Source organism: Serratia sp. A07, from assembly GCF_058725505.1.
Window position 1 is genome coordinate 13840 of sequence record NZ_JBZXDO010000021.1, and the last position, 20298, is coordinate 34137.

Annotated in this window: 16 protein-coding genes; 11 read left to right on the top strand and 5 right to left on the bottom strand. The window is 55.9% G+C overall.

From position 1 onward, the window contains the following. Nucleotides 1–141: 141 nt before the first annotated feature. The 6 genes from AC4PR2_RS18815 (at nt 142) to AC4PR2_RS18840 (ending at nt 8799) form a co-directional block, all read left to right on the top strand. Nucleotides 142–768, top strand: coding sequence for a tail assembly protein (locus AC4PR2_RS18815; protein ID WP_060420117.1), 627 nt, complete (start codon nt 142–144; stop codon nt 766–768). 54 nt (nt 769–822) lie between these two features. Then, nucleotides 823–3939 carry a TipJ family phage tail tip protein gene (locus AC4PR2_RS18820; protein ID WP_492175364.1) on the top strand — a complete coding sequence of 1039 codons (3117 nt, stop codon included), beginning with the start codon at nt 823–825 and terminating at the stop codon, nt 3937–3939. Further along, nucleotides 3939–4313, top strand: a complete 375-nt coding sequence (locus tag AC4PR2_RS18825) for a hypothetical protein (protein ID WP_197802984.1) — start codon at nt 3939–3941, stop codon at nt 4311–4313. Before AC4PR2_RS18820 ends, AC4PR2_RS18825 begins: the two co-directional genes overlap by 1 nt. Then, nucleotides 4306–5103 carry a hypothetical protein gene (locus AC4PR2_RS18830; protein WP_149571457.1) on the top strand — a complete coding sequence of 266 codons (798 nt, stop codon included), beginning with the start codon at nt 4306–4308 and terminating at the stop codon, nt 5101–5103. Before AC4PR2_RS18825 ends, AC4PR2_RS18830 begins: the two co-directional genes overlap by 8 nt. Nucleotides 5104–5620: 517 nt before the next feature. Beyond that, a complete protein-coding gene (locus AC4PR2_RS18835) occupies nt 5621–6781 on the top strand; it encodes a tail fiber domain-containing protein (RefSeq protein WP_197802986.1) in 1161 nt (386 codons plus the stop codon). Continuing rightward, nucleotides 6778–8799, top strand: a complete 2022-nt coding sequence (locus AC4PR2_RS18840; RefSeq protein WP_197802989.1) for a phage tail fiber protein — start codon at nt 6778–6780, stop codon at nt 8797–8799. Before AC4PR2_RS18835 ends, AC4PR2_RS18840 begins: the two co-directional genes overlap by 4 nt. A gap of 166 nt (nt 8800–8965) precedes the next feature. On the opposite strand, the gene AC4PR2_RS18845 is transcribed toward AC4PR2_RS18840, so the two are convergent. Continuing rightward, complete coding sequence (locus AC4PR2_RS18845; protein WP_047730213.1) at nt 8966–9208, bottom strand: DinI family protein; 243 nt, start codon at nt 9206–9208, stop codon at nt 8966–8968. A gap of 864 nt (nt 9209–10072) precedes the next feature. Here AC4PR2_RS18845 and AC4PR2_RS18850 point away from each other — a divergent pair. Next, nucleotides 10073–10726 carry a helix-turn-helix domain-containing protein gene (locus AC4PR2_RS18850; RefSeq protein WP_492175365.1) on the top strand — a complete coding sequence of 218 codons (654 nt, stop codon included), beginning with the start codon at nt 10073–10075 and terminating at the stop codon, nt 10724–10726. Then, the gene (locus AC4PR2_RS18855; RefSeq protein ID WP_089186226.1) at nt 10727–11215 is read left to right on the top strand and encodes an ATP synthase subunit B family protein; all 489 of its coding nucleotides are present in this window, start codon (nt 10727–10729) and stop codon (nt 11213–11215) included. Here AC4PR2_RS18855 and AC4PR2_RS18860 read toward each other — a convergent pair. The 4 genes from AC4PR2_RS18860 to ttrS all read right to left on the bottom strand — a co-directional run bounded on the left by AC4PR2_RS18860 (nt 11208) and on the right by ttrS (nt 15252). Beyond that, nucleotides 11208–11939, bottom strand: coding sequence for a metallophosphoesterase (locus AC4PR2_RS18860; RefSeq protein WP_197802992.1), 732 nt, complete (start codon nt 11937–11939; stop codon nt 11208–11210). The genes AC4PR2_RS18855 and AC4PR2_RS18860 overlap by 8 nt on opposite strands. 17 nt (nt 11940–11956) lie before the next feature. Further along, nucleotides 11957–12619, bottom strand: a complete 663-nt coding sequence (locus tag AC4PR2_RS18865) for a VUT family protein (protein ID WP_025303625.1) — start codon at nt 12617–12619, stop codon at nt 11957–11959. A 340-nt stretch (nt 12620–12959) separates the two neighbouring features. Beyond that, the gene (ttrR, locus tag AC4PR2_RS18870; protein WP_197802994.1) at nt 12960–13559 is read right to left on the bottom strand and encodes a tetrathionate respiration response regulator TtrR; all 600 of its coding nucleotides are present in this window, start codon (nt 13557–13559) and stop codon (nt 12960–12962) included. Further along, nucleotides 13531–15252, bottom strand: coding sequence for a tetrathionate respiration histidine kinase TtrS (gene ttrS / locus AC4PR2_RS18875; RefSeq protein WP_492175372.1), 1722 nt, complete (start codon nt 15250–15252; stop codon nt 13531–13533). The genes ttrR and ttrS overlap by 29 nt, the downstream gene beginning before the upstream one ends. A gap of 229 nt (nt 15253–15481) precedes the next feature. Between ttrS and ttrB the strand changes: the two genes are divergently transcribed. From ttrB to ttrA, 3 genes are read left to right on the top strand one after another with little or no spacing between them, the layout of a single operon-like run. Beyond that, nucleotides 15482–16219, top strand: coding sequence for a tetrathionate reductase subunit TtrB (ttrB, locus tag AC4PR2_RS18880; RefSeq protein WP_060420154.1), 738 nt, complete (start codon nt 15482–15484; stop codon nt 16217–16219). Beyond that, nucleotides 16216–17232, top strand: coding sequence for a tetrathionate reductase subunit TtrC (gene ttrC, locus AC4PR2_RS18885; protein ID WP_346420303.1), 1017 nt, complete (start codon nt 16216–16218; stop codon nt 17230–17232). Before ttrB ends, ttrC begins: the two co-directional genes overlap by 4 nt. Beyond that, entirely contained in the window at nt 17225–20296 is a 3072-nt protein-coding gene (gene ttrA, locus AC4PR2_RS18890; RefSeq protein ID WP_492175366.1) for a tetrathionate reductase subunit TtrA, read from the top strand. Before ttrC ends, ttrA begins: the two co-directional genes overlap by 8 nt. The last annotated feature ends 2 nt before the right edge of the window (nt 20297–20298 follow it).

Sequence of the window (20298 nt, forward strand, 5' to 3'; positions counted from 1 at the left end):
AAACTTTCAACAGACTGTAAAAATGGAACCACAGCGCTAGGTGGTATTGAACTTAATAAGCGCGAATGTAAAATAATAATAAATAGCGCCCGCAAGTAAATATACAGCCCCATTCTAGTGGGGCTTTTTATTGGAGGTTGTATGGATTTTATTGATATTCCTCTCAGAACCATTCGTTTTCATGGTCCCATGATTAAGGTTTTCGGCCGCGAATTTAAATATCGGGCGCCAACGGTGCCAAAAGCGATCGATGCGATGAAAAATCTGCTTCCAGGCTTTGAACGCTACATGCTTGAAGCGCACAAACGTGGCCTGACATTTTCTATTTTCGTTGGTAAACGCAATGTCGGGCAGGATGAACTCGAGCTCACCAAAGGGACGGAAGATATCCACCTTGTTCCCGTCGTGATTGGGAGCAAGCGCGCAGGATTATTCCAGACCGTGCTGGGCGTGGCGCTGGTTGCCGTGGCCATGTATGTTTCTGCGGGTGCAGGGACGGGGGCTCTGGGGGCATTTACGGCGGGTGGGGGAACTGGCATGGCGGCGATGGCCGGTGCTTCCATGGCCCTCGGTGGCATTCTCCAAATGCTTTCCCCGCAAATGGGCGGGCTGCGCATGCGGCAAGGCCCGGAAAATAAACCGAGCTATGCTTTTGGCGGGCCGGTCAATACCACGGCGCAGGGCAACCCCGTCGGCGTGCTGTACGGCACGCGTGAAATTGGCGGGGCGATTATCTCCGCGGGCATTTATACCGAAGACCAGCAATAACCATCATCCGTTTGAACAGACAGCCGCAATAGCGGCTTTTTTTATGGGCGAAATATGGCACAGAACATGATCCGTGGGCGAAAAGGCGGCGGCGGTGGCGGCCACACGCCGGTAGAATCGCCGGACAGCATTCAGTCGATCGCCAGAGCGAAGATGTTGTTCGCATTGGGCGAAGGGGAGTTTGCCGGCGGGCTGGATGGCACAAACATTTTTGTTGACGGCACGCCGGTATTGAGCAGCGACGGAACGGAAAACTTTCCCGGTTTCCGCTGGGAATTCCGCCCTGGTTCGCAGGCGCAGGAATATATCCAGGGCATTCCCGCCGTTGAGAATGAGATCTCGGTCGGCAGCGAACTGAAAAGCGGCGCGCCGTGGGTGCGTTCCGTCGCGAACCTGCAACTTTCCGCCGTCCGCCTGCGCCTGGGGTGGCCCATGCTGCAAAAGCAGGCGGACAACGGCGACGTCAACGGCTATCGCATCGAGTATGCCATCGACGTGGCGACCGACGGCGGCAGCTACCAGGAGGTGCTAACGGCGGCGATCGACGATAAAACCACCTCGCTGTATGAACGCTCGCACCGTATCAACTTGCCGAAGGCCACCACGGGATGGCAGCTGCGCGTGCGTCGGTTGACGCCTAACGCCAACAGCGCCCGGATCGCCGACCGCATGAACATCGAGGCGCTGACCGAAATCATCGACGCCAAGCTGCGCTACCCGAACACTGCGCTGCTTTACGTGGAGTTCGACTCAAAGCAGTTCCCCAACATCCCGAAGATCAGCTGCAAACCGCGCGGCCGCCTGATCCGCGTGCCGGACAACTACGATCCGCAAACGCGCAGCTATACCGGCATCTGGAGCGGCGGCTTTAAATGGGCCTACAGCGATAACCCGGCTTGGGTGTTTTACGACATTATTTTGGCCGAGCGTTTTGGCCTGGGCGATCGCATCGACGCTTCCCAGGTTTCCGAGTCCGAGCTGTATCGCATCGCGCAGTATTGCGATCAGCCGGTGCCGGACGGGCGCGGCGGCGAGGGCATGGAGCCGCGCTTTACCTGCAACGTTTATCTGCAGTCGCGGGAAGAGGCCTGGACGGTGCTGAGCGATTTGGCCGGCATTTTCCGCGGCATGACCTATTGGGGGCAAAACCAAATGGTCGCCCTGGCGGACATGCCGCGCGATATGGACTTCACCTACACCCGCGCCAACGTCATCGACGGCAAGTTTACCTACTCGTCCGCCAGCGAACGCACCCGCTACAGCACCGCGATGGTCAGCTGGTCCGATCCGGGCAACCATTACGCCGACGCGATAGAGGCGGTATTCGACAGCGATCTGGTGCGCCGCTATGACGTGAACCAGACCGAATTGACGGCCATCGGCTGCACCACGCCGAGCGAAGCGAATCGCCGCGGCCGTTGGGCGCTGTTGACCAACAGTAAAGATCGCACGGTCAGTTTCTCCGTGGGGCTGGACGGTATGATCCCCATGCCGGGGCATATCGTCGGCGTGGCGGATCAGATGCTGGCCGGGCGGGTGATTGGCGGGCGCCTCAGCGGCGTGGACGGCCGTAAACTGACGTTGGACAGGAAACCGGGCGCCAAAGCCGGCGATCGCCTGATCGTCAACCTGCCTTCCGGCCGGGCGCAGGCGCGCACCGTGCAGGCGGTGAATGAACGCGTGGTGACCGTCACCACCGCCTACAGCGAAGCGCCGGCGCCGGAGGCGGCCTGGTCCATCGACGCGGACGACCTGGCGGTGCAGCTTTACCGCGTGGTGGGCATCGCCGATAACGGCGACAATACTTATACCGTCAACGCCGTGGAACACGATCCGAATAAATACGCCCGCATCGATACCGGCGCGCGTATCGACGATCGGCCGATTTCCATTATTCCGCCCGGTGTGCAGGCGCCGCCGAAAAACATCGCCATCGACAGCTACTCCTCGGTGAACCAGGGTATTGCCATTACCACCCTGCGCGCCGCCTGGGGCGCGGTTGAAAATGCCATCGCCTATGAGGCGGAATGGCGCAAAGATAACGGCAACTGGGTGTCGGTGCCGCGCACTTCGGCGCTCGGTTTCGAGGTGCCGGGGATTTACGCCGGTCGTTATCGGGTTCGCGTGCGGGCCATCAACGCCAGCAATGTGTCGTCTGTCTGGGCGACCTCGATGGAAACCTACCTCAAGGGCAAAGAGGGTAAGCCGCCGATGCCGGTCGGCTTCAAGGCATCGCCTTTGCTGTGGGGCATTCAGCTCGACTGGGCGTTCCCGTCCGGCGCTGAAGATACGCTGAAAACCGAAATTCAGTATGCGGACAACGCCGCCGGAAATAACGCGATGCTGCTGGCCGATATCCCGTACCCGCTGCACACCCACGCCATGACCGGGTTGAAGGCCGGCCAGGCCTTCTGGTTCCGCGCGCGGCTGCAAGACCGCACCGGCAATCAGGGGGACTGGACGGGTTGGGCCGCCGGGCAGGCGAACGCGGACGCCGGCGATTATCTGGAGAACATCGGCGACGATCTCCTGACCGCGAAAGACGGTGAGCGGCTGGTGGGCGATATCGACACCAATATCGACGCCATCTTGCAGAATGCGCTGGCCAACAACGCGACGGTGGATCACCAGTGGGCGCAGTACGGCACGGTGCGCGCCGATATCATGGTGGTGAAAACCACCATCGCGGAGGTCGATCGCGGGCTGGCGGAGATGAAAACCCAGGTGCAGGCGCAGATTGACGACGTCACGGCGGTGCTGGAAGACAAACTGACGGCGACGGTCGACGCCGACGGTGCCACGGCCATCCATACGTTGAAAGCGGGTGTGCGGGTGAACGGCACCTTCTACAACGCGGGTATGTCGATCGCGGTATTGGCGGAAAACGGCAGGCCGGTCACCACCCGCGTGGGCTTTAACGCCAATCAGTTTGTGCTGATGAGCGGCAACAACAGCAATCAGTATTCGCCGTTTGTCGTGGTTGATGGGCAGGTGTTTATGAATAATGCCTTTATTCAGGATGGAACAATCAGTAATGCCAAGATTGGTAACTATATACAATCTAACAACTTTGGGGTAAACGGTGGGTGGCGAATAAGCAAGCCTGACAATAATATGATATTTACGGATGAAAATAATGTCGTTCGCGTACGTATGGGGAGGCTTTATTAATGAGCGAACAGTATGGATGGCAAGTATTAGACGATACAGGTAATCTGCGTTATGACCAAAACACTATTATGTCAAGATGGCTAGGGTCTTATGATGTGCCGTATCTGTTGTTCTTTAATAACACCCCTCCATTTTGGCAGCATAGAATAACTGGGATAGCATTCAACGGTGGAACGCCTTATGCATTCGTGACACCAACAGCGGGAGCAAAAACCCCAGAGGGTTGGGGATTTGCATACAGCATTCCTGATGTCTACTGCGGGCCCGATTTTGTTGAGATAACTTTTGATGGGCTCAATATGAGCTATCCCGATGATACTGTCGGTGTTGGTAACGGTTTAATGACGGTTCACTGGGGAGTTTACAATGCCTGATGGTTCGTACGGTATTCAGCTATTCAACAAATATGGCCATAATATAGCAACGGTTAATGACATTAACTTCAGTCTTCGTTCATCCGGTCAAATTCATAATTGGCAGTTTGGTAAGTCAAATCCGGCAGCAGGAAACAGTGTAACACTTGACTTAACTGGATTCACTTGCCCTATTGTATTTCTGAAACCAATGAGTGCAGATCAGCGCGTATCTTGTGTTGCAGGAAATGAGCGTGAATTTACAGGGGCTAGTCCGGGGGAGTCGGTAACCGTTGAAATGAAGTCCAGCATTTATAAATGGTGGAACAAAGACGTCGGCACGATTCAGTATTACGTTTTCGACAGATGGATTCCGCCCGAGCGATCTCTGCATGGGTTACAGCTATTCAATCGTGGTGGTAGCTTGATATTTGATAGCGGCTGGTATTTTATGAAAATACGAAACGTTTTTTGGCTTGATCCTGGCTACCCGAATCACTCATCGGTAAACCCTGAGGGCGCTAACTGGACCGTAATTGGATCTGCTGGAGCGGGTAATTTAGCTATGGCAATGCCAGTGCCTCGAGGGTGGATTACCTGGAGCTGGACGGGAAATAATGGTACATATCTTCATGAGTGTTTCCATTTTTCTGACTGGGACAACAAAATCACGATTTCCCTTGTTCCGCGTGGAGAGTATCTCTGGACACCTCCTCGTGATGGGTGGGCAAATACAAGATCAAGATCTCAGGTTATGGTTATTGATGTTGACGGGCTGCCAACCAATTATCGTGGTGTAAATGTAATATAATGATTTAATTAGCAACTAAATCTTATTTGTAAAGTCTATTTTGAGTGATTATTAATCAATGCAAGTAATATTTAAAGCCATCTAAAACTGACAAGAACTCAGTTGTTATGTTATGGTGAATAATGAAATTATATGATATTTATTTTAATAGGCAAAAGATTAAATTTGTCATGTTCACTTAATCATGGCTGGGTGGGGTCTGCTTTTTAACTAGTCGCCAGAATAAATTCGAGTTTAAATAGCGATGCGGAAATATATGGCATGGATTATTACTGCTATATATTGCCCTGGGTAAGTATCATTATTACAAGTGTTGTTTTTATTTGCTGCATGTAATGATAATTGAATGTACAACAAGGCATTAATGTTCAATGTTCAATGTTCAATGTTCAATGTTCAATGTTCAATGTTCAATGTTCGATAGTCGATATAGCTCTATTGGTTGTAGCAGCAAAAAAATATCAAATGACCCGGTCATCGCACCAGGTTTTTTATTGCCTAAATTCAGGAGAGCATCATGCCAGCAGGCACTCTAACCCTAACGAATAATTCCGCCGTAGTGAAAGGTACGGGGACAGCGTTTAATACCGAGCTGAAAGCCGGTGATTTCATTGTGAGCGTTGTCGGCGGCGTCACCTATACGCTGCCGGTAAAAACCCTTGATAGCGCCACTCAGGTAACGCTGATTAAAGCCTATGACGGCCCAACGCAGGCGGGTGCGGCATGGTATGCCGTGCCGCGCGATGCGATGAATGCTATCACCGCCCAACTGGCCGCCGAAACGGCGAAAGCCCTGCGTGGGCTGAACCTCGATAAAGAGAACTGGCAGCAGGTCTTCAGTAATACCGGAAATATGACCGTTAAGTTGCCGGACGGTAACACCTATAGCGGCCCGGCCTGGAATAATATTTCAGCTTCTCTCAATAATAAGTTAGACAAAACGATTAGTACTGCTCAGGAAATTAAAGGTTCACTGTCTTTACAGGGATCTGTGGTGACAGGGCAAGCGGCAAATCTTGATGTGGGTGGGTATTCACGCTTCCGCAAGTCAACGACATTTGATGATACCATGATGGGGCGAAATGGCATTCATTTAAACTCTGGTGATACGGGGTCATCTAATGTCCGTGCTGAAAAGACTTTTACCAGATCTAGCGGAACTGTAGATGGCCCGACATTACTATCGGTGATGACAACTGCAGGTGGCGTTGTCACTGCCATGCAAATGTTTTGTCGTCGCGAAATTGGCGTAACTGATTATGGCGCGATTTCATTTAAGGATTACGCCAATATCTGGCATGAGGTGCGTCTACAAAATAACGGAGACTTTAATAACTTAACCGGAAATTGGGTGACTGGCTCAGACCTTAGAATTAAAACTGAAGTAAAAGAAATTGCAGACCCTATAGCACTCATTCGTGGTCTAAAACTCTATACTGGCAAGCGAGATGGCAAGCCATTTATTGGTGGTATCGCACAAGAAATTGAAAAGAAACTTCCCCAGGTTGTTGCTGAAGGCGGTTCTTTACAATTGCAAAACGGTGAAACTGTTACTCGAGTAAAATCCGTCGATTATTCAACGCTGGGATATGTGGCCCTGGCCGCATTGAATCAGGCTCTGGATAGAATCGATCGCCAGGATGAATTAATCAAAGAACTCATGGAGAAAGTACAATGACATTAATCAGCGGCGTATTAAAAGGCCCTTACGGCGATCCTCGCTCCGGCGTAACCATTACCCTGCGCGCAGTCAGAACCTCGTCAACGGTCCTGAGCCTGGCTAAATCACAATCAGTGACGGATGAGAGCGGTAAATATTCTCTGACCGTGGAGCCGGGCGCTTACGAGGTCATCATTTCTGTGTATGGCGCGCAGCCGGAGCGGGTGGGGGCTATCGAGGTTTATAACGATTCACTGCCCGGCACGCTCAATGATTTCCTGCGTCGGCCAGGGGAAAGCGATATCACACCGGAGATTGTGCAAACCGTCGATCGCCTGCGCGCAGAAGCGGCAGCGTCCGCCGGCAAGGCATTTTCCTCCGCTGCAGCGGCAAAAATCAGTGAGCAAAATGCGGCGAAGAGCGCCACTCAGGTGGTGACCGCCTTTGACAATGTGCGCTTCAAGCTGCCGGAGAACAACACCAATGTCTCTACCTGGTTCCTGTTGGGGCAGTTTAAAAACGCGGGGCAAAATGGCGTTGGGATCGCGCTCAATTTCTACGGCTCGAATGGCTATAACGGGTTTGTTTATAACGCCGGCCTGTCACGCCTGATGCTGAGAACGGGTAATCTTGGCGCCAGCGATACGACCAATAAGGTCAACCGTATTGGCGGTACTTTTATTAATGATGCCGGAACGCCGATCTTGGATATTCAGGTTATTGAATCCAGTCGCGATAATTATGATATCTATGTGAAAGTGAATAGCTTCACCATCAACTGCTGGTATACGGTTGAGCAAATCACCTACGCGAATGCCGCCGGTCTGCGCTGGGAGCATAAGGCGGTAAAACAATCGGTGGAACCGGTTGGGGTGATGAAAATTGACATGCGTACAGGCGTTTCGTTCTCGCAATCGCAGGCGCTGCCCGATTATGCCACTGTCGCCCAATCTGCTATCGGTGGTTTTGGTACCGGACCAATGCATACTGAGGATGCATTCGCGAAGGATAATAAATCCTCGATTCAGCGCTACACGGTAGCAACGGCCAATCGGCCGGGCAACGCGTCCGGCGGGCTATTAACGTTGCCGGTGGATGGTGGCCCGTCGTGCGCGTATTTTGCCACATCGATTTCGCGGCAGGCCTGGGTGGGGAGCTCATCCACCGCATTGCCTTCGGCCATCACCTGGTCGCGGTTATTTAGCTCGTCCGACCAACCCACCGTCGCAGACATTCCAAACCTGAAGGATTGGGGATTGACTAAAGGCGTTATCGCCGCCAGCAAAGGTAACTTCAATGCGCAAATGCAAAGCCGGCGCGGTTATGTAGGCACTGACCCCATTGGCAATCCCTTTAAAGATGTTGGCACATATTTCCTCGATACGCGCTCATGGGCGGTGACGCAGACGGGAACCGACGACAGCTTTAGGACGGTACAAACCTGTTACGGCTATGGCGTGAATGCGGCTCAAGCAGGGAAAATCGCCGTGCGCAGTTGGAATGGCACCGCGTTTACCCCCTGGGTTTGGATGTGGTCGGAAGCCAATACCACCGTTGATGCCAACGGCTTTATCAAGAAGGCCTCGCCGATCGCCAGATTGTCCGCGGCGCCTGAGCATATGCAGGCTGACTATCTGGACGGCGGCTTTGCTCTGGCCGGCTATGTCGCCGTTAACGGTGAGGCGACAGGGGTAAGTGCTGAGCGAATCTCCACCGGCGTTTATCAACTGAAAGGTTCGCTGGGGTTGGCAAAGGAGGGCTGGACCATCGAAGTACCGCAGGACGTGAACGGTAACCGCCTGTGCTTTGTGGAAACCGCCACCGACAGCGACGGCGTGATTACGGTGAAAATCAGCAAACGTCGTTTTGATATCGATACCGCGACGGTTGTGGCCGGCGAAGCGATGGATATCCCTGAAGGGCGCTGGATCGATCTGCGCCTCACCATGCCGGTGCGTGAAGCGGTGGAAGTGCTGCCGCCGGAGGCGCTGGTATCAAACGATGACGCACCATCGGAAACCAACGCGGCTTCATAAATAAAGTGGATGCCAGGTAAATAATGCCGGTGCAGTAGGTTATTGGCCGCCTATTGCATCGGCGCCGGCATTATCACCGATAGGCTCGGGCAGAACGACTGCCGGTTCTGCGATGCAGGGTTCCCGCTGGGTGGGAGTCTTCTCCCTGCGAATATCAGTCTTCCCGTCAAATATCCGTGACCAGCCACTGATCCGCTTCTTCGAACATCTCTTCCAACATTCGGTTCAGCTTCTCACGATCGCTTTTGCTGGCATCGGAGTTCAGGCCGTTGGCCTGCATCGGTTTTACGCGCACTTCGGCTTCAGGAAACAGCGCATGCACGCGTTTTTCCAGCTCGTTGCGAATAATCTCGGCGGCGTTGGGTAGCCCAGCGACGTTGCGCTTGTCGTACACTAATTCTACAAACATGACTCACCTGTAAACACTGATTTAATGTACAGTATTCTGGCCTGAGGAAGGCGGGTTGGCAAGAGTGGGAAAGCAATTTTGCATGAGGCGTTCATTCTTGCTTGCGCTACGGGGGGCTAAGCCTGCCGCAGAATCATTTTCTTATGTCTGGCCAGTGGCCTGCATTTTCCCCGCTCACTTCGTGCGTGAATCTTCAAAGGGCGTGATCATTCCCGCAGCCTGCATTTTTCACCCTTAAAAATCAGTACGTAAGGCGGTGGCGTCGGGCCGGGGCTCCCTGGTGTTGGAGGCCCGGCGCCACCTTTCTGGTCGCCGTTCTTGGCATAATGTTGCTCAACGCAGGTATGCGCCGGAACTCGGCGCTACGGGCGCTGACGCAGCGTCTTCGCGTTCTGACGGAGAAAAAATCCCGAGTGTTGGGCAATAGTCGCTCTATGAGCGCTGAAAAAGGCATTCATCTCATTTCGTTTAAAATTAAACCGGGATGCGGTTTGCTCTCCAGGTGGGCTTTCTTGCACTAAATTGCTGCGGGGTTAATGATCAGTATTTTAGGTTTCTCCCGCGGCAGCTATGGCGTGAATGCGATGAAGATATCCCGGGCGTTGTCAAGCGCCTCTGAAGCTTGATGAACGGGATATGAGTTAGCCTGCTTAGATAGTTTTTATAAGTAAAATGAATCATTTCAATAAAAACCAGTCACGTTCATCAAGAACGATGGTTTGCAATAAAATCATTTTATTACAATAGGTTTTTTGTGTTTTTCGTCCGTCTCTCGCCCAGGATCATTGTCATGCCCACCCTGGAAGTGGTTTAATGTTTTTAATTCACTTTAATGATGCTAAAGTATAGGTTTAAAACATTATAATGCAACCAAACAACATTAAAATATCAGAAGAAAATGGTATGTCATTGAAAATGATAGGCGAAAACCTCACTTACCTCATGCGCATGCACGGGATTGACGCCAGTCGGTTGAGCAGCGAAACAGGGATAGGTATTGCCACCATCAATAATCTGAGGAAAGGGGTGGGGAATCCCACGATCGCCACGCTTGCGTCCATTGGTGAATTTTTCAGCGTAAAAGTAGGGGCGCTGACTGACAAGGATTTAAGCGTCACAGGGGAGGCCAAACACAATGTGAGATCGCTGCCGCTCATTAGCTACAGCGATGTAGAGCGTTTTCTGGCCAACACGATCAGAACGGCAAATACCTATACGACAGAAGTCGATGACATGACGGACGATTCGCTGTTTGTGGCAGAGATAACGAATAATTCACTGTCGCCTGAATTAGACCGCGGAACGTATTGTGTGATCTCCCTCAAGGAGCCATTTTGTGATGGGGACATCGTCCTGGTTAAGCTGAAAAATTACCCAATATGCTTAAGGCGAGTTTTTGTTTCTGACGACGACTTGTTGTTTACAAATATCTCATTAGATTCAGATAGCAGCGTGAAGTCCTATAGCGATTATGCGATCGTCGGTGTTCTAGTGAAAACGACAAAGAGGCTGAAATAAATGGATTTATTTAACATAATGAGAAGGCTAAGAAAAATATACTCTCCCAGTTACCTCTATACGTTAGATCGCAGTGTGATCCGAACGGCGGATGGATATTGGCTTTTCAAAGAGTTTGGCACCCATACTTTCGTGAAAAAAAACTGGGCGCAACTCATCGAGGGCGATTTTCTCAGGCACGTTAACCCGAAAGACATCGCTTTTATCGCCGAGACCGAGTCTAAAATAAAAATCGCCTCGGCCAAACTGTCGATTCATGAAGAAAAAAGAAACTGTATGTGGACGTTGAAAAACGACGTTGACTCGATATCAATATCAGGGGCGGATTTCCTAAAGGATCGCGATCTTGTCGACAAAACCGAGTCCTTGGATGCGACGAAAATAGCCTTTTATGCCGGGGTAAAAGAAGGCAGAGCACTCTCTGCCTCTTTGAAAAATGCAAAGAAAAGCGACAAGTCTAAAAAAACAATACTGACGTTGATTAAATAAACCAGGGTTCGACGTGAATATGCTCATCGAACGTAATTACGCTGAAAGCCGAGTTGTCTATGCTGCTGACATCGCTTGTGCCGTTTTTCCATTGCGAACAAATTGCCGGGGAAACAGAGATTAAGGTTTCCCCCAGCTTTCTTTGGAATAACGTATGCGCATGGCCTGAGCCGATAAACTTAACGTTTAATCGTTGGCAGAGGCTCAATAGCTCCTCAGCATTGTTTAACATACAGCTATCAACAATCGGGGTGCCTACAGGAATAGGGTGATGATGCAAGAAGACGGCGACCTTTTTATTGCCACTTGCGGCGATGGCTTTTTCAAGCGTGTCGAGCGCATGCGTCGAGACCCTGCCGAAATCTTCGTTATCAACCACCGAGTCGATGCTGAGCATGCGCCATTCGTCATCTTCAAACGAGTTTATATCATAGTTGCCGCCCTGTTTATGGGCTGCATCGTCCAGGTTCTTTTTGTTGTCATGGTTGCCTGGGAAAAAATAGAAAGGTAAGGAAGTGCGGTTCATTATCTTAAAGAAGCGCTCATAAGAGGGGATATCGCCATCATGAGAGATGTCACCCGTCACAATGATTAAGTCGGCATTGATTTTATCTGCATTGGCATTAATGAAGTCAATGGCCCTGTCGAAATTAGCAAGATGCTTCGAAGCCAGCGCGGTTTCATTAGGCATAATATGTATGTCGCTAATCTGAATTACTTTCATGCTAGACCCTGTTGATATTACTTAAATGGATTGTATGAGGTGCCCCAATCATAGTGATCGGTGTTTTCTATCTTCTTCACCCACTCGACTAAGGCGATGGCGAGCGGCAGCAAGACAATGGAGACGACAACTTTATAAGACCAGGTTGTGCTTATGATGTTAACCAACTCCATGAAGGTGTATTTTCCTGAAAGACTGATCGGATAGGCTGTCAGCAACAGGGCGGCCTGCGTAGACATGGAGCCCACAATATATCGGATAAAGAAGTATTTGCCGGAGAAGATAATCTTCATCTTTGAAATAATGAAGCCATTGACGAAATAAGCGACCGGAACGGACACCCAGGTACCGATCATGACTCGCCAGAATTCGTGGTACAAAGAATAATAGTGCGTGGCGATATCGTTGTTTTCTGGCTGAATAACGGCTGAGAGATTAAGTATTATGACATATAAGCTTTGACAGAAGACCATGATCCATATTGCTCTGACCGACAATTTATAGCCGTAAACCTCAGTAAGCAATGTGGAGATCAAGAAACACAGAGAGAATACAATGCCGCTGGCCGTTATTTTAAAACCATAGATATCAAAGACCTTATAAACCAACGTGTCGCAGGTGATCATAATGGTCACCGTCAGGCCAACAAAAAGGCCATAGAGCTTGAGATTTCCTTGCATTTTTATTCCTTATTTAGTCCGTGTTCTTCTGTTATTCATAATCCATACTTATTTAAAACGTCAACCAAGCGGCCAGATAGTGGCGCAATGATGCTTGAGTCATGTCGCATGGCCATCGTTTCGCTTTATTCAAGGCAACGCCTCTCCTTTCCCTCACGGGGTTCCTGAAGGCGAAAGCGCTACGCTGGGTTATGCGAAGAATGCTGATGGCCTGTTGGTTGAGAACAGATGACTTTACCGTAATTCATTAATATTTCTAATGAATATATTACCTGGATTGCGCTGTGTCAATCATGGGAAGAGGAATACGGGACGTTAGCTTGATGAGGGCTTTATACGTTCACTCCCGGGGCGTGGGCGGCAGAGCCTGCAGCTGAATCACCAATTCCGCCAGGCTAGCGGCCTGCATTTTCTCCATCACTTTCGCCCGGTGAACCTCCACGGTGCGCAGCGCGATATTCAGCCGCTCCGCCATTTCCCGATTCATCATGCCTCGCACTACCAGCTGCGCGATGTCGCGTTCTTTCGGCGTGAGCGTGCGGTAGCGGCCGTAAGTTTCATGGCGTTGCCAGGCTACGGCCGAAAACCGGTGCGCGCGTTCGAGGGCGGCGATCAGCGGTTCAGCGGCGATCGGTTTTTGCAGGAAGTCCACCGCGCCGTACTTCATCTGCTCCACCGCCATCGGCACGTCGCCATGGCCGGACAGGAACACCACCGCCAGCGTGCTGCCGAGGCGGCGCAGCTCAGCGTAGGCCTGGTGCCCATCGAGTTTCGGCATCCTCATGTCCAGCAAGACGATCCCGGTCTGAAACAGGTCGGCCTGCGCCAAAAAGTCGGTGCTGTCATTCCAGCACTGCACGTCGTGGCCGAGGCTGGTCAGCAAAAAATGGCAGGCGTCGGTGACGGCGACGTCATCGTCCACCAGATGAATTAGCGACATGGTTTTCCTCATCGTTCAATATGAAATGCAGCGTTACGCACAGCCCATTGCGGCTGTCGGGGGCGGGGCGGTTAGCCAGGCGGATTTCGCCGCCGCCATAGCGGGCCAGGCGCCGGCAAATGGCTAACCCCAGCCCCATGCCGCCGGCTTTGGTGGTGTTGAAGGGGCGAAAAGCCTGTTCCAGCCCGGCCATTGTCATGCCGCCCGCGTTGTCCTGCAGATGCAACTCGATCGCCCGTTCGCTCTGGGTTGCGGAAAGCCAGACGGCATTGGCCCCGGCCTGCGCCGCATTCAGCAGCAGGTTCGCCAGCAGCTGTTCCAGCAGCGCCGGCGGCAGGGTTAGCGTCAGCGAAGGCGCCACGTTGTTGAACAACGTCAGGCCGGGATAGCGCTGCGTCAGGCGCAGCAGCGCCCACACCCGCTCGGCGGTTTCGCTTACCGCAGCGGGCTGCCAGCGCGTTTGGTCTATCGCCTCTGCGGTGGGCTGTGCCCACTGGCGCAGGTTATGAATCGTCTCGCCGCCGCGCTGCGCCTGTCGGTCGATATTTTCCAGCGGCCCCAGCAACGGATGCCCGGCGTCCGTGTTGCGCAGTTGGATCAGGCATCCTTGCGCATAGTGGCGAATAGCCGCCAGCGGTTGATTGAGCTCGTGTGCGAAGCCGGAGGCCATCTCCCCCAGGACGTTCAGCTGCCTGGCGTTCTCCAGCGCCTGCTCCTGCCGCCGCAGTTGCTCTCCGGCATGGAGCAACTGCCGCCCGCGCCGGCGTACCAGCAGCGCGATCCAGATGTGGTTGACGATCAACAGCGCCAGCACCGCCAGCGACAGGCCGACGGCCGTCTGATGCTGGATCAGCCAGCTTTTGATATCCAGCCACAGCCGCCGCTGTTCCGGGTGCTGATTGACGGCGCGCAGCAGCGCTTCCACCTCGCTGGTCGAGGCCGGTGCGCCCCACAGGAAGGGTGACTGCGGCGGTGCGGTCAGCAAGGCTCTTGCCACCGCATCCACCAGTGAGTTATCCAGGCCGGGCAGGGCGGCGAACGACCAGTTGGGGTAAAGCGGCGTGCTGGTAACGCAGGGAACCGACGCGGCCTGTTGCAACAGCGGGCGAAAATCCGCCGGATTGGTCAGGCCTTCCTGATCCATTTTCTCCAGCAGGCAAACGGGGACGATGGCGGCCTGAATGGCGCGTTCGCGCAACAGATAGAGCAGGGCGTCGGCAGGGAAATCGGTAAAGCGCAGGTGAAAATCGCGCTCGGGCCGTATGCCGGCATCGCTGAGCGCCTTATAACCGGTCAGATAGCCGCCGAAGGCCTGCGGATCGATGGCGCCCACCGTTTTGCCCATCAGCGCCTGTGGCGTCGTAATGCCGCTGTCGCGCCGCACCAGAATCACGCTGCCGATGATGTTGCCCGTTGCCCGGTCGCCGTTGGCGGCGCGTAACGACGCCAGCCAGCGCAGATGATAGTGGCTGTTCAGCTGCACAAACTGCGCCGGATTGGTGACCACGAACTGCACGCTGCCCCGATTGACCGCCTCGCGCATCTGCGCCAGATCGAGCGGCCGCAGGCAGAAGCGTTCACCGCCGACGCTGCCGTTGAGCCTGTCGATTAGCGGCTGCCAGTCACGCGCGGTCGCCGCATCGCCGCGCATCGCCAGCACGCCGACCGACCACTCGCCCGCCTGTGCCGCCATCCCCCAGCCGAGACTGAGCAGCAGTAATAACACGACCCTCACGGCCCCTCCTGATGGGCAATCTGCCTGTCGTCACTTGTTTTAGATCAACGTTAGGTTCGGTATGTGGTTAACCACAATAGAGCTGAGCCCAATGCCATTTTTACACTGTAAATCATCGACATTGTTTATTCATCTAACGGGCATCAATAGCGTGATCGGGGTGATGCCCAGGGTGTGGGAGAGGCGCATGGATTTCGGTAAACGGCAGTTTTTGCAGCGGCTGGGCGTGTTGACGGCGGGGGCCTCGCTGATCCCCATGGCGGAAGCCGGGCTGACGTGGGCGCCGACGCGGCGCGAGGGGGATGTTCGCCGACGCTATGCGATGCTGATCGACCTGCGGCGCTGCGTCGGGTGCCAGGCCTGTACCGTGAGCTGCGCCATTGAAAACCAGACGCCGCACGGGGAGTTTCGCACCACGGTAAACCAGTACCAGGTCAGCCTCGAAGGCGAAGCGGTGGCGACCAACGTGCTGCTGCCCAGGCTGTGCAACCACTGCGACAACCCGCCCTGCGTGCCGGTATGCCCGGTGCAGGCCACCTTCCAGCGCGAGGATGGGATCGTGGTGGTCGACAACAAACGCTGCGTGGGGTGCGCCTATTGCGTGCAGGCCTGTCCGTACGATGCCCGCTTTATCAATCACGCCACCCAAACGGCGGACAAATGCACCTTCTGCGTGCACCGGCTGGAAGCGGGATTGCTGCCGGCGTGCGTGGAGTCGTGCGTGGGCGGGGCGCGGATCATCGGCGACATGCGCGATCCGCACAGCACGCTGAGCAAGCTGCTGCGGCGCCATGAGGCCGAGATCAAAGTCCTCAAGCCGGAGAATCAAACCGCGCCCCACGTCTTTTATCTGGGGCTGGATGACGCCTTCGTCACGCCGCTGCCGGGCCGGGCGCAGGTCGCCTTATGGGGGGAGGGACGATGAGCCGCCAACTGATGATCGCAGAAGTGCTGAGCCAGCCGCAGGCGGTGAGCTGGCTGCCGTGGGCCGTGCAATATTTCTTCTTTATCGGCATCGCCGCCTGCGCAGCGTTGCTGGCCTGCGTGTGGCGCTGGCGCGGTGGAGATAACGCCGCGCATCTGGAGCGCATGGCGCTGTTTATCGGGCTGACGTGCGCCATCACCGCGCCGCTGGCGTTGACCGCCGATCTGCATCAAACCGCCCGTTTCTGGCATTTCTACGCTTATCCGACGCCCTGGTCGTGGATGCCGTGGGGGGCGCTGTTCTTGCCGCTGTTTACCTTGTTGATCGGCCTGTGGTTTATCGCGGTCGAATTTACGCGGCTGACGGGCAGGCGGGTGGCGCTGCTGCGTGGGATAGCGCCCGCTTGTGCGCTGGTAGCTATCGGCCTGCTGTTGTACACCGGGCGTGAGGTTTCCGTCGTGCGCGCCCGCCCCATCTGGTTCAGCTATGGATTTCCGATCGTGATGTTCCTCAGCGCGCTGCAGGCGCTCTTGGCCCTGTTGCTGCTGGCGATGCGCAAACGGCCCGGCCTGCAAGCGCCGCTGGCGCGCGGGATGCTGCTGACGCTGTTGCTGCTCGGCGGGGCGATCCTGCTGTGGGTGTGCGGCGATACGCTATCCGGCGCGGCGGTACGCCACTGGCTGCAGACGCAGGCGACGGCACGTCAGCATGCCGCCGGGTGGATCGCGCTGTGGGCACTGGCGCTGGCGTGTGCCGCCTATCGACGTTTGCCGCGCGGCGGCGCGCCGCTGCTGGTGGCCGGCGCGCTGGGGCTGAGCTGGCTGATGCGCTGGACGCTGTTGATCGAGGTGCAAACCCTCCCGAAATACAACGCGTCTTATTCCCCCTATAGCCTGCCGCTGGGTACCGACGGCTTGCTGGCGATCGTCGGCACTTTCGGGCTGTGGCTGGCGTTAATGATCATGGTGCGTGAAGCACAGGCGTTTTTATTGCGGAGAAAACAACATGGCTAAACTCACCGGGCGTCAGTGGTTGAAAGTGGGCCTGGCCTTCGGCGGGCTGTCCGCTTTTGGCCTGAGCTATCGTGAGGTCGCCAAACGGGCGATCGACGGCTTGATTCACGGCACCTCAGGGCGGGTGACGTTGGATCGCATCAACGGCAACTCTCTGCTGCCCGAAGGGCGGGCAATGCCGGAATGGCAAGGCAATCCGCAGCAGGCCATCTCAATGACCCAGTGTTTCGGCTGCTGGACGCAATGCGGCGTGCGGGTTCGGGTGGACAGACAGACCGATCGGGTATTGCGCATTGCCGGCAACCCTTATCATCCGCTGTCTCAGGAACGGCACGTCGACTCGGCGTTGCCGTTGCAGGAGGCGTTGGCGCAGCTGGGCGGCGAAAGCGGCCTCGACGCCCGTTCCACCGCCTGCGCGCGCGGCGCCACGCTGCTGGAGGGGCTTTACAGCCCGCTGCGCGTGCTGGAGCCGATGAAGCGCGTCGGCAAGCGCGGCGAGGGCAAGTGGCAACGCATCAGCTTCGAACAGCTGATCGCTGAAGTGGTGGAGGGCGGCGATCTGTTCGGCGAGGGGCATGTGGACGGCCTGCGGGCGATCCGCGATCTGGAAACGCCGATCGACGCCCGGCGGCCGGGGCTGGGGCCGAAAGCCAACCAGCTGCTGGTGACCAACGCCGGTGACGATGGGCGCGACAGCTTCCTGCGGCGCTTCGCCCAGAACAGCTTCGGCAGCAAAAACTTCGGCGCGCACGGCGCTTATTGTGGGCTGGCCTACCGTGCCGGCTCCGGTGCATTGATGAACGATCTGGACAAGAACCCGCATGTGAAACCGGACTGGGAACAGGTCGAATTCGCGCTGTTTATGGGCACCTCGCCGGCGCAGTCCGGCAACCCGTTCAAGCGTCAGGCCCGGCAGCTGGCCAGCGCCAGATTGCGCAGCGAGTTTCACTATGCGGTGGTGGCGCCGGCGTTGCCGCTGACCACCACGCTGGCGGACGATCATGGCCATTGGATCCCGATATTACCGGGCACCGACTCAGCGCTGGCGATGGCGATGATCCAGTGGATCCTCGACAACCGGCGTTATCAGGCCGACTATCTCGCCATCCCGTCGGAGGCCGCCATGCAACGCGCCGGCGAGAAGAGCTGGACCAACGCCACGCATCTGGTGATCGCCGAGAGCGAGCACCCGCTGGCGGGGCAGCATCTGACGCTTGCTCATCTGAACGGCGCCGAGTCGGCGTCGCCGCTGGTCGTCAACGGCGCGGGGGAGCTGGTGCCGGCTGAGGCGTGCGACCGTGCCGAGCTGTGGGTAACCCGCACGGTGACGCTGCACGACGGCGCGCAGGTGGCGGTGAAAAGTGGTTTCCAGTGTCTGAAAGAGGCCGCCGATAAACTGTCGCCGGAGGCGTACAGCCGGGAATGCGGCGTGCCGGTGGCGCGCATCGCGGCGCTGGCCGAGGCTTTTACCGCCCATGGGCGCAAGGCGGCGGTGATCGCCCATGGCGGGATGATGGCGGCAAACGGGTTTTACAATACCTGGTCGGTGATGATGCTCAACGTGTTGATCGGTAACCTTAGCCTGGAGGGTGGAGTTTTCGTCGGCGGCGGTAAATTCAACGGCTTTGCCGAGGGGCCGCGCTATAACCTGGTCGAGTTTCCCGGCCTGGTAAAACCGAAGGGGCTGAATATCGCGCGCAGCAAGGCCGCCTATGAAACCTCCGACGAATACCGCGAAAAAGTGGCGGCGGGCGTTTCACCCTGGCCGGCCAGGGCGCCCTGGTATCCGTTCGTCGCCGGGCAGTTGACCGAGCTGCTGACGTCGGCGCTGGCGGGGTATCCGTACGCGCTGAAAGTCTGGATCTCGAACATGACCAACCCCCTGTACGGTATCGCCGGGTTGCGCGGCGTGGCGGAGGAACGATTGAAAGATCCGGCGCGTTTGCCGCTGTTTATCGCCATCGATGCGTTTATCAACGAAACGACGGCGCTGGCCGACTATATTATCCCGGATACCCATAACTTTGAGAGCTGGGGATTCAGCGCCCCTTGGGGCGGCGTCGCCAGCAAGGCCACTACCGCGCGCTGGCCGATAGTGACGCCGGCGACCGCGAAAACGGCGCAAGGGCAGCCGATTTCCATGGAGGCATTTTGCATCGCCGTCGCCAAACGCCTGGCGCTGCCGGGGTTTGGCGATCGCGCTATCGGCGACGGCCAGGGCGAGCTGCTGCCGCTCAACCGCGCCGAGGATTATTATCTGCGCGCCGCCGCCAACGTGGCGTTTGCCGGCAAGGCGCCGGTGCCGGCCGCGAGGACGGAAGAGCTGGCGCTGTGCGGCGTCGATCGCTTGTTGCCGCAGCTTGCGCAGACGCTGCGCGCCGATGAAATCGACCGCGTGGCGTTTATCTACAGCCGCGGCGGCCGCTTCGCCGATCATGACAGCGGTCGCCGCGACGGCAGCGTGGGCAACCGTTGGGAGAAGCCGCTGCAGATCTGGAATGCGGAAGTGGCGAAGCACCGGCATGCGATCACCGGCGAGCGTTTCAGCGGCTGCCCCACCTGTTATCCGGCGCGTTTGTCGGACGGCCGCGCGGTGGAAGAGCTCTACCCTGAGCGGCAGTGGCCGCTGCGGCTGATGTCCTTCAAATCCAATGTGATGAGCAGCTCCACCGCGGTGATCCGGCGCTTGCACGACGTGAAGCCGGTGAACCTGGTGGCCCTGAACCCGGTGGACGGGGTGCGTTTCGGCATTCAACACGGTGACTGGGTGAGCATCAGTACGCCGGGCGGCAGCCGGGAGGCGCAGATCAGTTTGCTGGCGGGGGTGATGCCAGGCGTGATCGCGGTGGAACACGGTTACGGCCACCGGGAGATGGGCGCCAGCCAGCACTACCTGGACGGCGAACCGCTGGCGATGGATGAGCGCATCGCCGCCGGCATCAACCTTAACGATTTGGGCTTTGCCGATCCGACGCGCGAAGTGCCGAACACCTGGCTGGATTGGGTAACCGGTGCGGCGGTGCGCCAGGGTATTCCTGCGGCGATCGTCAAACTTTCCGCGTAAAC